Here is a 14,472-nt window from a genome sequence, read left to right as displayed (position 1 = left end):
TTATATTTCATTGACATATTGACTGACAAACAGCTTTGCTATAAAGGCCGTCTGAAAGAATGTCTTTTCAGACGGCCTAAAGGATTAAATCATCAAACCAAAATTATTTTGGTTTAACAATCATTTGGCCTGACATTTCCATGTGCAATGCGTGGCAGAACCATTGGCAGTAGTACCAGTGTACGCCTGGACGGACTGCTTTGAAGGTTACAGAAGATGTCGCTTGCGGACTAATCTCCATAGCGATACCGTAGCCTTCCAAAGTGAAGCCGTGAGTCAAGTCCTCAATAGTCTCAACGTTGGTCACGTATACGGTCACTTCGTCGCCTTGGTTCACTTCAAATTGAGGGATACTGAATGCAGGCGCAACGGCAGTCATGTACACGCGTACTTTGTTGCCTTCGCGTACGACTTTAGCGGCTTTTTCCAACTCAACGCCGTCTTTTTGCGCTTGTTCCAAAGCATCTTTCCAGAACCATGGGTCTTTGCGGTCCCAAGTTTTGCTTGGGTTCACTTTGGAAGCGGAAACCAGACAGAAGTCGTGCGGTTCTGCAAAAGTCGGGTTGTCGTGAACCAGACGCATTTCATCGCCTGAGATGTCGATCAATTGGTCACACTCAGGTTTCAGAGGACCTGCGTTCAGGAAGCGGTCTTTGGAGAATTTGTTCAAAGACACCAACCATTTACCGTCGGCTTCTTTGGTTTCGCCCATGGTAGTGTGGTTGTGGCCAGGTTGATAGTGAACGTCCAGTTTTTGTTTGATCGGATCTATTTTCTCGCCTTTGTAGGCTTTAATCGCATCGTCGATGTTCCATTTCACCATTTGGCTGTCGATAAACAATGTTGTATAAGCATTGCCGCGACCGTCAAATGCAGTGTGTAACGGGCCAAGACCCAGTTGAGGCTCAGCTACGACAACATCGCGCTCTTTGATTTTGCCTGCAAACAAATCGTCCAGTTTGCTGACATCCAATACGGTAACGGTTGGAGACAGTTTACCATTGAGCATGATGTATTTGCCGTCAGGGCTTGCGTTACAGCCGTGAGGAGAGTTAGGCACAGGGATGTAGCGGGTGTATGGAGAGTTGGCTTCTGCACGGCCGTCCAACATTTTCACGCCGTTAACTTCTTTGAAGTCGCCTTTTTTGATGCCTTCTTCGATGGCAGCCAGATTAAATACTACACACCAGTCTTGCTCGTTAGAAGAAGCACCTTGTACAGTCAGAGCGCGCTCAGAGTTATAGCAGGTAGAGAAGGAGTATTTACCTTGGTAGTCGGCATCGCCGTTGTCCAAGTTACCGTCTACCAAAACTTGCCATGCGATCTCCATGGTTTCGCCGTCAATTGCGGTATAAACGGCATTCCAAGTTTTAGGATCATCCCATTTGCCTACGCCGTCAACAGGAACGATATGCTCGCCGTTGGCAAAAACGTAACCGGTTTTCGGATAACGTTGCGGACGCAGGCCGTGGATACCCGAAGCATTAGGAATATCAATGATTTTATCGGTTTTCATCACATCCAAGCGGATACGGCAAACACGGGTGTTTGCTTTATCGTTGGCGTAAGCATAACGGCCATCGTAAGTTTGGTCGGTGAAAGACAAGTGTGGGTGGTGCAAGTCGCCGTTAGGGTAGCAACGCAAACCGCTGTCTTGCAAGAATTTACGGGTTTCTTCGGTAATATTTCCGTTGAGGACTTTCAAGCTCTCATTGGTACGACCCCAACCGGTAGCGCTGTCCATATTGAATACAGGGATACGCATCAGTTCGCGCATAGACGGCAAACCGATCAAGCGCATTTCGCCTGATTGACCGCCTGAGAGGAAACCGTAGTATTGGTCAAGTTCACCTGGACCCACTTCGGAAGTCATTTTGCCCGGCTCGGCAGAATGAGCAGCTGCTTTTTCAGCAGGAGCTGCGCCAGAAGCGGCAGCTTTGTCACCCTCACCGTTAGAGCAACCGGCCAAGCCCAACAAACCGGCACCGGCAATACCTGCACCGGAAGCAGCGGCAGTACCTAAGAATGAACGACGGCTTAAGCCGTTTTGTTCTAATTTTTCGTCTGACATACGACACTCCTTGGATAAAATCCGGCGGCCGATTTTTTTCAGACGGCCTACCGATGAAAAAATTTCTAAGTCGGGCTGCCGATACAGCCCTCTTTTTTTTATAAATAACTACTTATCAACACTAATTGCCGATTCTTTTTTAACAAACTGAACAACTTGTTCTTGAGCATTTTGCGTTACTGCCGCATCGTGCTGCTCAGATTTTGCCGCCGCTTGTTTTTGTTTTTTCTTATTCGTTGCCACTACTTGAGGACAACGTGTATCGTGGTGATACATTACCTGGCAATGCAGGCATTGGATACATTCGTTCGGATGAATATCGCCTTCTGGTGCAATGGCCTGAACCGGACATTCATGTGTACAAATCTGACAAGGGTTGCCACACATTTTATAGCGGCGCAGCCAGTCAAACACACGGAAGCGACCCGGCAATGCGATACCCGCACCCAAAGGACACAGATAACGACAGAAGAAACGTTCGATAAACAAACCGGCAATCAGCAAAGCTGCAGCAAACAATACAAACCACCATTCACGCATAAACTTCAGAATAATTGCGGTTTTGAAAGGTTCAACTTCTGCAAATTTTTCAGCAGTACCCAAATCGTACAGGGAAATAGCCAGCAAACCGAAGAAGATAACGTATTTAATGGCTGTCAGGCGCGTATGCAACAAATGTGGCACAGTAATTTGTTTTACGCCCAGTTTTTTAGCAACGCGATTGGTCAACTCCTGCAATGAACCGAAAGGACACAGCCAGCCGCAGAACGTACCCCTGTTCCACAACAGCATGGTCGCCGCTGTAAAGAGCCACAGAATGAACACCAGCGGATCCATCAGGAAAAATTCCCAGTGGAATTCGGTCAAAATTGCGGAGAACAAGGTCAGCGTATTGACAACCGATAATTGTGCTTGCGCATACCAACCAATATAAACCAAGGTAAATGTCAAGAAGCATAGGCGGAAACGGTCATACCATTTTTCGTAACGTACAATCCAGTCTTGGAATAGGAATACCAACAGGAGAATTGTCAAAGCAATACCGACAACAATAATTTGGCCTTGTTTAGCTTTCCAAACCTGTTTCCAAAGTTGGTTGGAAACACCATCATCACCGGCAGTCGCATCTTCGGCAATACCCGTACTTTCAGGAGCTGAAGCTACAGCCGCAACTTGCTCAACTGGCGCGCTGATTTCAACAGGTGGTGCTTTTGGATCATTGACATAGTAGCCTTTTGGCAATTCGTAATCCAAATCTGCAGTTACGAAAGCTTTATCGTTAACGCTCAACACACGTTGAATCATCAGTTGTAAACGCCATGGCTCGGCAGCATCAAATTCCACACCTTCAGGGATAGTAAACCAAGAAACCTCTTTAAATGCAGGCGCACCTTCCGCTGCCAAAGCAACCACACGCTCATGTTGTGCATCGGTAAAACGGAAGCTGGTATCGCCCTGAATCATTTCGATACGGTCAAAGATACCGCCACGCACATAGCCTGAGCCCTTCCAAGAGTATCGGCCTTCACCGGCAACCATAATTGCCTGTTGACCTGGTTGCAAACGTTTTTGCAGATTATTCCAACCTGCCTCACCTAAAAGGCTTTTACCGATAGAAGGTTGGCTGACCAAAGCGACATATAAATCAACGAATGTATCGTTACCATCACCCTGCTCTGCATGATCTGCAACACCGGCTTTACCGCCTTTTTCAAATAATTTGTTGATATCATCAACAGAAATATGCAGATGACCAACAGCTTTTTGTTCTAACAACGCATTCCAAGACTGAATGTCTTGTTTATCAGGATTCACAGCACGACGGGGACGGGTTTGAACCGCAGGCTCATTTGCAGCCTGTTCACCAGAAGCGGCCGTAGCACCGGCTTGAGCCGCTTTATCTGTACCCAAATGATATTGATGAATAACCGATTTGACAGAACGCTGAATACTGTCGTTAATCACCATCAACGTTACAGTCGCACCACTGATGATATCCGCGGGAGCCACGCCAGGCTGCGGAGGATTTTTAATAAAATTTAAGCCAATATATTTATCAATGAATTTATCGACACGGGATTGCGGAATACCAATTAGCATAATTGGTTCATGGTGCTCAACCAATTTTGCTCCCGCAATAGTGCCATCATTGGCCAATGCGATCATCGTATCAATCGGCTTACTCGAATAACCACGCGTATTGACCACATCAGTCGTGATATAAACCAGACCAAGCTGCTCTTCGCCTTTATATACACGAGCAACCAAAGGCTTACCTTCAGGTTTGCCGTAGCGATCAGCACCAGGAAAAATTTCAGAAGGCTGAATTTTTGCCAAGAAATCAGGCAAGCGCTCCGCGTAAGCAGGCAGGCTTACTATCATCATAGAAAACACAGCAAAAAGCACAAGGATTCGTTTCCAAATGCCACTTAAGCACTTCATTTCAAGACAGGACATGGCTATTCCCGATATATCGATACTCTAAACACTAATATTATATGAATCATCTATCGGCAATAATTTGATTAAAATCAAATTTACAAATCTTAAAACCAAATTCTACATGCTAATAATACTTTAGAACTATAAAAATAAATCTTTTATTAGTAGACATGAAATATAGGAAAATCAACTTAATCCAATGACCATCTTTATATCGTTAACTTATTTATAATAATACTCAAAACAATTCCTGAAATTTCATTTAGCATATATTGAATAAAATATAACCTGACTTGAATTTTCATAGGCTGTCTGAAAACGAATATCGAAGATACTTTAACCTACCCCTACAATGACAAAATACATTTCTTACAAAAACAAAAAGAGCCTGTATAAAACAGGCTCTTTTTCAGACTAATCTTAAGTCAGATTAGAATTTGTGACGCAGGCCAACAGTACCAGCAGTTTGCTCGTATTTATTGTCGCCTTTACCTTCTTTCAACCAACCGGCAGACAGCAAGGCAGAAGTGCGTTTAGAGAAGTCGTAGTCAGCACCAACGATAACTTGGTTGTAAACGCTGTTCTCTTGTTTCACGCCTTCTTCTTTAGCTTTGAAACCGTGAGCGTAAGAAACACGAGGAGTTACGTTACCGAAGCGGTAAGCCGCAGTTGCACCAACTTCAACACGTTCGTTTTTCTTAGCATTTGCGACATCTTTTTTGAAGCCTTCGTATTGACCTACAACAGCAACCATCAGGTTGTCAGCATCGTAACCAGCAGTCAGACGGTGTGCTTGGTGATCTTTGTAAGTACCAGCAGTCAAGGTAGTGTTGCCGTTGAATTTATCCAAGTGGCCAGCATCCAAGACAGCATGTTTAGCATAAGAACCAGCATAGCGACCGAAGAAGCCAGAGTTTTCGTAGTTCAGACCTAAGTCGTAAGACTCACGGCTTTTCACAGTGTGAGTGTATTTGTCGCTAGGGTTAGCATTGTCGCGAGGTTGGTATTGTACGCTTGCGCTGAAACCACCAAATACAGGAGTATCGTAACGTACAGATAATTTGCTATCATCTACACGTTTGATTTTACCCAGTTGCAGAACGTCTGAGTTAGCTTTACTAGATTCCCAAGGGTCGAAGCTGTCGCTGCTTTCGTTCAGAGCAGTATCCAAGTTACCGACACGAACTTTACCGAAGCCACCTTCTAAACCGATGAAAGATTCGCGGTTAGCAAAACCAGAGTCACCACCGGCAATAGAAGTGTCTTGTTCAACTTGCCAAATAGCATTCAGGTTGCTACCCAAGTGTTCGTGACCTTTGAAACCGATACGAGAGCCGAAGTCAGCAATCTCAGTAGCAGTTTTAGAAGAAGTCTTACCCTCTTTTACTTTAGAAACTTCCACGCCAGCTTTGATTTGACCGTACAGAGTTACATCAGCCATAGCTGCAACAGGCAAAGCCGCCAGAGTCAGGGCAATCAGAGATTTTTTCATTGCTGTATTCCTTTTCTATTGTGAAGAAATAACTTAAGCAGACCGGACAATCCGCTTAGGCTTACTTTATCGCTAGAATCAGCGATTCCATGACTGTCACTATAATTGTTCCTCTCTAAAAAAACAAACTTTATTCAATTCCCCCCACTACCGCAGAAACTAAATAAAGGTAGAGACAACCCCAAAAGTAGAAATTTATTATTTAAAATCAATGATCAATTTATTTAAAACCAACTGTGCATTTTTACAACACTTTATCAGTTTACACATCAATCACGCTATTTCGTTGCTTTTATACCAACAATCCACAGCTAGACTGTCTGAAAACCATTACCTAGAACGCTCATCCACTCGGGCAACGATAGCTGCGTCACTCCAAACTCATCAGGATAGTCAACACCTGTTAAATACAGGCCATCAGACATAAAAGTTGGCGGAGCCTTCAATCTACTTTTGGCATGAAAGACCGACTCAAACTCATCCACACTGATTCTGCCACTACCCACATACACCAAAGCACCCATAATATTGCGCACCATATGATGCAAGAATGCATTTCCATGCAAATCAAGGCACAGATAGCGAGAAGTTCCACTAATCTTTGTACTATATAGTGTTTTTATAGGAGATTTCGCCTGACATTCAGCCGCTCGAAAACTGGAAAAGTCATGCTCACCCTCCAATAAGGCAGCAGCCTGCCTCATCAGATTTAAATCTAATTTCAAATGTGTCCACCCTACTCTGCCAACCAATAATGGAGAACGAACCGGTGAGGATTCCAATAAATAACGATAATGGCGACCATAAGCATCAAATCGGGCATGAAAATAAGGTGCAACTTTTTGCGCAACCAACACAGCAACACCATCAGGCAAATGCGCATTGACTCCCCGTACCCATGCTTGCTCCGGACGGCTTACTGATGTATCAAAATGCACTACCTGAGCAGTTGCATGCACACCCGTATCCGTCCTTCCCGCAACAATAGTATTAATTTGCTCCCCTGCTATTGAAGACAAGGCCTGCTCTAAGGCCGTCTGAACAGTCGGCAAATCTCCAGCCTGTTTTTGCCAACCATAAAAACGGCTACCGTCATAAGAGAGGGTCAAAGCCCAACGCTGCATCAGATGCCCTGTTGTATTTGCTTGTTCAGTCATTTCTTATACTTCTTGTAAATTGATATTGTTGCCTACACTCAGGTAACCAATATTAAAAAGGCGTGATCAACACACGCCTCTCATGTATTTCAGACGGCCTTTATCTTCAACCATCATATAAAGCTGAAATCTTACCCAACCAATCATAGACTCAGACAAAATCTTGCTTTTTAATTTACCATAAAAAAGATGCCGTCTGAAACGGCATCTTCATTTGACTGGCACTTATGCGCCAAGTTCTTTCATCAATTTTTGGGCTTTATGCAGAATATCGCCTTCAGCCTCTTCAATCAGCCCTTGCAATGTTTCTCGAGCCGCTTCAGGATCACCGATTTCGATATACATCTTAGCCAAATCATATTTGGCTTCAAGCGGTGCAGTCATGCCGACTGATTCTGAAACAAAGCCTCTTTCACTATTGCTTTTATCGGCAGCCACTGAAACATCTTCAGCTCCCCATTCCAATGCACCTTCTTCAATCACAAACTCAGAAGCAGCTTCTTCTTTCTCTACTTCTTCTTTGATTTCTTGAATTTGCAAGTCTTGACCTTGCTTGACATCGAATGGCAGCACATGGCTGTCTGAAACTTCAGGGGTTTCTACCGTAAACTCGAGTGGCTCTTCATTTCTTGACTCGGAGACTTTTTTCTCTGCCGCCAAATCAAACTCAGCAAATGTATTTACCTGCTCTTCTTTACGTTCCGGCATAACAACCGATACTGGCTGATACGGATTTTCTGGTTCAGGCTCGTACACGCTTTCTGTTGATTCGATACTATCCCAATCAGCATGGCGGCGTTGCTCTGTCTCAACATCATGCGTTACTGCACCTGAAAGAATACCTGCCTGACTATTGTCAATCTTACCCAAATCAAGTTTGACATCATCGATATTGGAAGATTCTTCTACTTCATTGATAACCACATCATCTTCGAAATCATCTTCGATAAACAGACCGTCTTGAGTTTTTTCAGACGGCGTTACTTTAGTTGCAGCAACCGCAGCAGCTGAAGCAGCAACATTTTTCTGTACAACCTTCTCTTCATCCTTACGGCTTACAGGTGCTTCTTCCAGCTCGTCATTACGTTTACCAGCAGCTTTCAACAACAACCAAGCAGCAATAAGGGCTGCACCGCCTGCCAATAACCATTTCCATAAATTGCCGTCTGATTCGCTTTCTGTTTGCTCCGCGACAGAATCCGTGGTTGCAACAGGCTCAGAAGCCACTACATTCTCTTGAGCATCAGAAGCCATAGCTTCTTGACCATCAGATGCAGGAACAGTCGATGCGGTGTTTTCATTGACCGCTGCAGATGCTGCTTGTTCTGCTTGCTCAGCTGAAGCTTGTTTCACTTCTTCCTGTTGCTGTGTATTTACACCAGCATCTTTAACCTGGGCTTCAGTTTGAGCCTCAGGCTGAACAACAAGTTTTTCTGTTTTAGCTTCTGTTGCATTGACGGCTTCATTGCCTTTCTCTGTCGCTGTATTGGTTTTAGCAGGAGCAGACGCAGCCAAGCGTTGCAATTCGCTACGGTTTGGAATATTCAGTACTTTACCTGCCAACATACGGTTGGCATTATTATCAATAAACACATCCGGATTGGCATTTACCAAAGCCTGAATGGTTTGATCCAAGGTCATACCCTGCGGACGGATGCTGGACGCGATGGCAATCAGGGTTTCACCCGTACGCACCAAATGCTGCCTGCCTGAACGTGCAGCCGTGTCGTTTTTAGCAGAGGCCGTCTGAACTTGTTTTTTCTCAGCCTTACGCTGTACATCCTTACGCGCTCGAGCTGTCTGATTACCTGCTGCTTTATTGTTTTTAGTTGCAGGCTGTTGGGCATTGCGTGTCGGCTCGGAAGATTGAGATTCAGTGACCGGACGGATACGAACAGATGCAGCATCTTTAGAATCATATCCGGCCGGATCGATAATAGCGGTGTACTCACGCGATTGCGCGCCAACACCTACTTGGAAAACCAAAACAGGATCTTTGATGGCTTTAGAAGAGCGGATGGTAACGACTGCCTTATCGCCTGATTTGCGTACCGCTGCGCGCAAATTGCCATTTGAAATAGTGGCCTTACCGCCATTAAGCAGAGCCTGAGCTTCCTCGCCAGTTACAGTGATATTGCCTGTAAAAGGCTCACCCAAATGAGATTGAACATTCAAGCCGCCCAAACCTGCAGAGGCACTGAGCGATGTCATTAAAGCGATAGAAGCTGTAATTAATTTAATATTGTGATGTTTTTTCAAAACTGATCCCCTGTTCGGAAATTATGGTACTAACCAATGTGCACGCATTTAACCATATATTTACTAGATATTACGTCATGATATATTTTTAACCCATTCCTGCCAAGCAATAGAGGCTATTCAGCCTAAAATTCCTTAGCAAATCTATTACTTTTGCATGCTTGTGTTTCTTTTTTACAAATTTCGCCAACCCAAAACAAATATTTCATATAAATATGTGCGATATTAAAGTCATGGTGAAACGTGCAAAAAAACACATCTCCCTGTATGATTAGCATTTACTCAATTAGTTTCATCATTAATATATGAAGATTTTGAGCGACTTATTCGCCGTATTCTTATTTTTCATCACATACATCATCACCAAAGACATGATTGCCGCAACAACTGTTGCGGTTATCGTCGGTATTGCCCAAGCTGCGCTGACCTTTTGGAAACACCGCAAGCTGGACACCATGCAATGGGTCAGCCTGATTTTGATTGTCTTTTTTGGCGGTGCAACGATTCTGCTGAAAGACAACCGCTTTATCATGTGGAAACCAACCGTTCTGTTTTGGATCGGCGCGATCGTCATGCTGTTCAGCCACCTGGCCGGTAAAAACGGGCTTAAAGCCGTCATGGGCAAAGAAATGCAGCTCCCTGATTTTGTATGGACACGCCTGACTTATGCATGGATTGGCTTCCTAATTTTTATGGGTGCGGCCAACCTCTTTGTCTTTACGTATTTTCCAGACCAATGGGTCAATTACAAACTGTTCGGCACATTGGGCTTCACAATCATTTTTTCCATCGCACAGGGTATGTATCTGATGCGTTTCCAGTCTAAGGAGGATCAATAATGGAATATTTCATGCTTTTGGCCACTGATGCCGAAGATGTCCACGAAGCACGCATGGCGGCCCGCCCTGCTCATTTGGCACGCTTAGAAGAATTGAAAGCGCAAGGCCTTCTGCTGACTGCCGGCCCCAATCCTCTACCAGATAATCCGGAACGTGTTTCCGGCAGTCTAATTGTGGCTCAATTTGAATCTTTGGACGCTGCACAAGAATGGGCAGAACAAGACCCTTACGTCGATGCCGGCGTATACGCAGAAGTATTGATTAAACCCTTTAAAGCCGTGTTCAAATGAGCAATATTCGTCAAATTATCGAGGAACGCCTGCGAACGCTTGAGCCTGAGTTCTTCGATTTTGAAGATGAAAGCCATCTGCATGCCGGCCATGCCGGTAATAAAGGCGGCGGGCATTACGCCATAGTGGTGGTCAGCAACGCATTTGAAAACATTGGCCGCCTCCAGCGGCAACGTATGATTAAGCAGCTTTTACAGGACTTGTTTTCAGACGGCCTGATTCATGCACTCAGTATCAAAGCGGCCACGCCGGACGAATACTTCCATTAAGATTACTACTTAAACTTTGATTTCTAATCATTAATTTATTTCCAATCATTAATTTAAAAGAGAAATACGATGAAAAAAACCTACTTTGCTTCAGCCTTGATGCTTGCCCTGACTTCCGGCACACTGTTTGCCCAAACTTTGGTAACCGTCAACGGTCAAGCCATCGACAGCAGCGTTATCGATGACCAAGTTGCTTCCGTACGCGCCAGCAACCCGAACGTTCAAGACACTCCTGAATTGCGTCAAATGCTGACTGAACGCCAAATTATCAGCACTGTTGTTACCCAAGAAGCCAAAAAATTAAAACTGGATCAAAGCGCTGAATTCAAAGCTGCATTGGAGCAAGCGCGTGCCGATGCCGCCAAGCAAGGCGCAGATAAAAAAGCCACATTCAAAACCGAATGGGCAGTTTTCGAAAATGATTTGCTAGGCCAAGCTTTCGCGGCGCATATCGTCCGTCAATATCCTGTCCAAGAAAAAGATGTCAAAGCCGCTTACAACGACTTCAGCAACTTCTATAAAGGTACTAAGGAAGTCCAACTGGGCGAAATCGTGACCGACAGCAGCAGCAATGCCCAAAAAGCCATTGCCGATTTGGATGCGAAAAAAAGCTTTGTTTCGGTATTGAACCAATACTCAATTGACGAAGCGGCCAAAAAAGCCGGCGGCATCCCTAAAGCTTATATTCCGCTTAAAGATTTGCAAGAATCAGCACCTCCGCTTTACGCTGCTGTCAAAGACCTGAAAAAAGGTGCACACACTAAAACGCCACTGCAAAACGGTAATTTGTACGCCGTTTTCTATGTCAATGACCGTCGTAACGTTACCGTACCTTCTTATGAAGCATCGAAAAACGAGATTGGCAGCGACTTACAGGCAGCCCGTGTTGATGCGGCCATTCAATCATTGCTGAAAAAAGCCAGTATCAAAGTCAACAAATAATATAACGTGCCCGCCGTGATAACGGGCGGGCAATAAGGAACTCACATGAACATCAAGCCCAAAACTGCCGTTTTGGCTATCCTCACCCTATCGACCGTCGGCTTGGCAACCGCCAAAGCACCTGAAATCGATCCTGCCCGTATCGACAGCATGGTCGCCGAAGTATTGAGACAAGCCGATCAACATCCCAACCAGACTGCCAAACCCGATGGTCAGGCAATCCGCAAAGATGTGGTTACACGTTTGCAGACTTTGGAAATTCTGAAAAATGAAGCCATCAAGGCTGGTTTGGATAAAGATGCAGAAGTACAGAATCAGTTTAAAAATGTGGAAGCTGAGTTTTATGCCAACCAATACGCTGCTTATCTAGAACGTCAAACCGCGGTTGACGATGCCGAATTGCGCCGTTTCTACGACCAGCAAACACGCATCATCAAGCTGCAACAAGTCAGCTTTGCTTCAGCCGAAGAAGTCCGCGCAGCGCAAGAACTGCTGCTCAAAGGCTTGTCATTTGAAGAGCTGATGAAACGCTATCCCAACCCCGAACAAGAGTTCGACGGCTTCATCTCTCCGCAGCAGCTTTCGCCTCAACTGGCTACCGCTTTTGCCGACATGAACCGAGGTGATGTAACGCATGAGCCGATTCAGATGGGAAACCGTTTTTATCTGTTTAAACTCAGCGCCGTAGAGCGTAATCCTAATGCCGAACCTTTCGAACTGGTACGCAATCAGCTTATCCAAGCTGTCAAACGACAAAAAGTCGAGAATCAGATCGAACGTATCTTGAAAGAAAACGGCATTAATCCGTAAATTAATTCAATGGTTTCAGGCCGTCTGAAACTATATTTGAACTCAGAGGGCGTATCTTACGCCCTTTTTTACAACTCCTTTTATTCACACAAGATTATGCGCGCTGTTATCCAAAAAGTTACCCAAGCCAAAGTTGACGTTTTGTCCGAAAACTCCTGTGAAACCTGCGGCGAAATCAACAACGGATTTATGATATTGCTCGGCGTTACCCACACCGATACAGAAGCGGACGCCAAATACATTGCGGATAAAACCGCCAACCTACGTATCTTTGAAGACGAAAACGGCAAATTAAATTTATCGCTCAAAGATGTCGGCGGCTCGATATTACTGGTTTCCCAGTTTACCCTTTACGCCGATGCGCGCAGCGGCCGCCGCCCATCTTTCTCCAATGCCGCGCCCGCAGAACTAGCGGATAAACTTTATCAATACACCGCACAACTTCTACGCGAACATGGATTGACTGTCGAAACCGGCAGATTCCAAACCCATATGCAGGTTTCCCTTTGCAATGATGGGCCGGTTACCTTATTGCTTGATTCGCAAAAAACATTCTAAATCCCATCGAAAAAGGCCGTCTGAAATATTTCAGACGGCCTTTCCATTTCTGATCATTACTAAATCAAGCCTTGCGCTTTCACCCAGTTCATAATATCTGCCTCAACGGCTTCAGGCGAACCCGGATTGTCGATTTTGACACCGTACTCATCAGCACCCAGCTCTTCCAAAATCTCCAGCTGAGAATCCAGCATTCCGGCTTTCATATAATGCCCCTGACGCGACAGCATACGCTCAAGATTGATTGCTTGAGGCGGGGTCAGATGGATAAAAGCCACCTTCCCTTCTGCGCCACGCAGAATATCGCGGTATTGGCGTTTGAGTGCAGAACAAGTAACGATGGAATATTTTTCCCCATTTTTTGCCTGCTCCGTCATCCAGTCACGCAAATTGCCCAGCCATGGGTAAGGTCGAAATTTTTAGTCACATCAAAAGAATTTGGGGCTATAGCGTTTTTGTACGATTCCCCAAACATCCATCATACTTTTTCTTAAAAACTGAAGTGCCATGATACAAAGGCCGTCTGAAAAATTCTTCAGACGGCCTTAATTCTTAAACTTCTGCCGGTGGTTGCGGTGTATCTTCATCTTCCTGCTGCGTTTTCACTTTGGCAAAGCGGCTGAACCAAATGCCTGCTTCGTAGAGCAGAATCAGCGGAACAGCAAGCAGGGTTTGAGAAATTACATCAGGTGGCGTGATGATTGCGGCCACGACAAATGCACCGACAATCACATACGGACGCGCATTCTTAAGCTGTGCAGTCGAAACAATGCCCATTTTTGCAAGCAACACCACAACGACGGGCACTTCAAACGTCGTACCGAATGCGACAAACATGCCCAAAATAAAGGACAGGTATTTGTCGATATCGGTCGCCATATTGACGCCGACAGGGGTTACACCAGCCAAGAATTTGAAAATAACGGGAAATACCAAAAAATAGGCAAACGCCATCCCAACGAAGAAGAGCGTTACGCTGGACAACACCAGCGGCGTAATCAAACGTTTTTCGTTTTGGTATAAGGCAGGAGCAACAAACGCCCAAACTTGATACAGCGTATGCGGCAACGACAGCAGAAACGCTGCCATCAGAGTAACCTTGACCGGCACAAAAAACGGCGCGATCACATCAGTTGCAATCATGCTGGTATCTTTAGGCAGATTGGCCATTAATGGTTCGGCAACAAAGGTATAGAGCTGCTGAGCAAACGGCATCATGCCCAAAAAGCAGACGACGATACCGATGACAATCCACATCATGCGGCGGCGCAGCTCGAGAAGATGCTCGATAAGCGGTTGGACGGGTTGTTCGTGTTGAGATTCGGACACCGGTTGACTCACTT

At 45.2% G+C, this 14,472-nt stretch carries 12 protein-coding genes and 1 pseudogene; 6 read left to right on the top strand and 7 right to left on the bottom strand.

Annotated features, from left to right (window positions below):
* Window positions 1-103: 103 nt before the first annotated feature.
* The 5 genes from nosZ to FAH66_RS00765 form a co-directional block, all read right to left on the bottom strand.
* Entirely contained in the window at window positions 104-2,071 is a 1,968-nt protein-coding gene (gene nosZ, locus FAH66_RS00790) for a TAT-dependent nitrous-oxide reductase (RefSeq protein ID WP_049350970.1), read from the bottom strand.
* Between the two features lie 108 nt (window positions 2,072-2,179).
* A complete protein-coding gene (locus FAH66_RS00785; protein WP_208648076.1) occupies window positions 2,180-4,528 on the bottom strand; it encodes a NosR/NirI family protein in 2,349 nt (782 codons plus the stop codon).
* Between the two features lie 415 nt (window positions 4,529-4,943).
* The gene (gene porB / locus FAH66_RS00780) at window positions 4,944-6,005 is read right to left on the bottom strand and encodes a trimeric porin PorB (RefSeq protein ID WP_137040212.1); all 1,062 of its coding nucleotides are present in this window, start codon (window positions 6,003-6,005) and stop codon (window positions 4,944-4,946) included.
* Between the two features lie 311 nt (window positions 6,006-6,316).
* Window positions 6,317-7,162: a tRNA pseudouridine(38-40) synthase TruA gene (gene truA, locus FAH66_RS00770; protein ID WP_137040210.1), complete on the bottom strand. Its 846-nt coding sequence runs from the start codon at window positions 7,160-7,162 to the stop codon at window positions 6,317-6,319.
* A 225-nt stretch (window positions 7,163-7,387) separates the two neighbouring features.
* Window positions 7,388-9,373, bottom strand: a complete 1,986-nt coding sequence (locus FAH66_RS00765) for a motility hub landmark protein FimV (RefSeq protein WP_137040208.1) — start codon at window positions 9,371-9,373, stop codon at window positions 7,388-7,390.
* Between the two features lie 353 nt (window positions 9,374-9,726).
* Here FAH66_RS00765 and FAH66_RS00760 point away from each other — a divergent pair, with 353 nt between their 5' ends.
* The 6 genes from FAH66_RS00760 to dtd all read left to right on the top strand — a co-directional run bounded on the left by FAH66_RS00760 (window position 9,727) and on the right by dtd (window position 13,129).
* Window positions 9,727-10,260: a septation protein A gene (locus tag FAH66_RS00760; protein ID WP_049329543.1), complete on the top strand. Its 534-nt coding sequence runs from the start codon at window positions 9,727-9,729 to the stop codon at window positions 10,258-10,260.
* Window positions 10,260-10,550: a YciI family protein gene (locus FAH66_RS00755; protein WP_070749337.1), complete on the top strand. Its 291-nt coding sequence runs from the start codon at window positions 10,260-10,262 to the stop codon at window positions 10,548-10,550. The genes FAH66_RS00760 and FAH66_RS00755 overlap by 1 nt, the downstream gene beginning before the upstream one ends.
* On the top strand, window positions 10,547-10,819 hold the full coding sequence (locus FAH66_RS00750; RefSeq protein WP_049329542.1) for a BolA family protein: 273 nt from the start codon (window positions 10,547-10,549) through the stop codon (window positions 10,817-10,819). Before FAH66_RS00755 ends, FAH66_RS00750 begins: the two co-directional genes overlap by 4 nt.
* 69 nt (window positions 10,820-10,888) lie before the next feature.
* Complete coding sequence (locus FAH66_RS00745; protein ID WP_137040206.1) at window positions 10,889-11,761, top strand: peptidylprolyl isomerase; 873 nt, start codon at window positions 10,889-10,891, stop codon at window positions 11,759-11,761.
* A 45-nt stretch (window positions 11,762-11,806) separates the two neighbouring features.
* The gene (locus FAH66_RS00740) at window positions 11,807-12,571 is read left to right on the top strand and encodes a peptidyl-prolyl cis-trans isomerase (RefSeq protein ID WP_137040204.1); all 765 of its coding nucleotides are present in this window, start codon (window positions 11,807-11,809) and stop codon (window positions 12,569-12,571) included.
* Between the two features lie 96 nt (window positions 12,572-12,667).
* Window positions 12,668-13,129, top strand: a complete 462-nt coding sequence (dtd, locus tag FAH66_RS00735; protein ID WP_049329571.1) for a D-aminoacyl-tRNA deacylase — start codon at window positions 12,668-12,670, stop codon at window positions 13,127-13,129.
* A 59-nt stretch (window positions 13,130-13,188) separates the two neighbouring features.
* On the opposite strand, the pseudogene FAH66_RS00730 reads toward dtd, so the two are convergent.
* A pseudogene (locus FAH66_RS00730) lies at window positions 13,189-13,536 on the bottom strand (gluconokinase, GntK/IdnK-type); the annotation flags it as partial.
* A gap of 145 nt (window positions 13,537-13,681) precedes the next feature.
* Entirely contained in the window at window positions 13,682-14,458 is a 777-nt protein-coding gene (gene tatC, locus FAH66_RS00725; protein WP_070749340.1) for a twin-arginine translocase subunit TatC, read from the bottom strand.
* Window positions 14,459-14,472: the final 14 nt, after the last annotated feature.

Origin of the sequence: Neisseria subflava (genome assembly GCF_005221305.1) — a bacterium.
In the GTDB taxonomy this organism is placed as follows: domain Bacteria; phylum Pseudomonadota; class Gammaproteobacteria; order Burkholderiales; family Neisseriaceae; genus Neisseria; species Neisseria subflava.
Note: the sequence above shows the minus strand (reverse complement) of the source record. Positions and strands in the feature narration are given on the sequence as shown.

Bases quoted from the DNA above. Each gene is read 5' to 3' on its own strand.
- nosZ (WP_049350970.1), bottom strand. From the start codon at position 2,071: ATGTCAGACGAAAAATTAGAACAAAACGGCTTAAGCCGTCGTTCATTC.
- FAH66_RS00785 (WP_208648076.1), bottom strand. From the start codon at position 4,528: ATGTCCTGTCTTGAAATGAAGTGCTTAAGTGGCATTTGGAAACGAATC.
- porB (WP_137040212.1), bottom strand. From the start codon at position 6,005: ATGAAAAAATCTCTGATTGCCCTGACTCTGGCGGCTTTGCCTGTTGCA.
- truA (WP_137040210.1), bottom strand. From the start codon at position 7,162: ATGACTGAACAAGCAAATACAACAGGGCATCTGATGCAGCGTTGGGCT.
- FAH66_RS00765 (WP_137040208.1), bottom strand. From the start codon at position 9,373: ATGACATCGCTCAGTGCCTCTGCAGGTTTGGGCGGCTTGAATGTTCAA.
- FAH66_RS00760 (WP_049329543.1), top strand. From the start codon at position 9,727: ATGAAGATTTTGAGCGACTTATTCGCCGTATTCTTATTTTTCATCACA.
- FAH66_RS00755 (WP_070749337.1), top strand. From the start codon at position 10,260: ATGGAATATTTCATGCTTTTGGCCACTGATGCCGAAGATGTCCACGAA.
- FAH66_RS00750 (WP_049329542.1), top strand. From the start codon at position 10,547: ATGAGCAATATTCGTCAAATTATCGAGGAACGCCTGCGAACGCTTGAG.
- FAH66_RS00745 (WP_137040206.1), top strand. From the start codon at position 10,889: ATGAAAAAAACCTACTTTGCTTCAGCCTTGATGCTTGCCCTGACTTCC.
- FAH66_RS00740 (WP_137040204.1), top strand. From the start codon at position 11,807: ATGAACATCAAGCCCAAAACTGCCGTTTTGGCTATCCTCACCCTATCG.
- dtd (WP_049329571.1), top strand. From the start codon at position 12,668: ATGCGCGCTGTTATCCAAAAAGTTACCCAAGCCAAAGTTGACGTTTTG.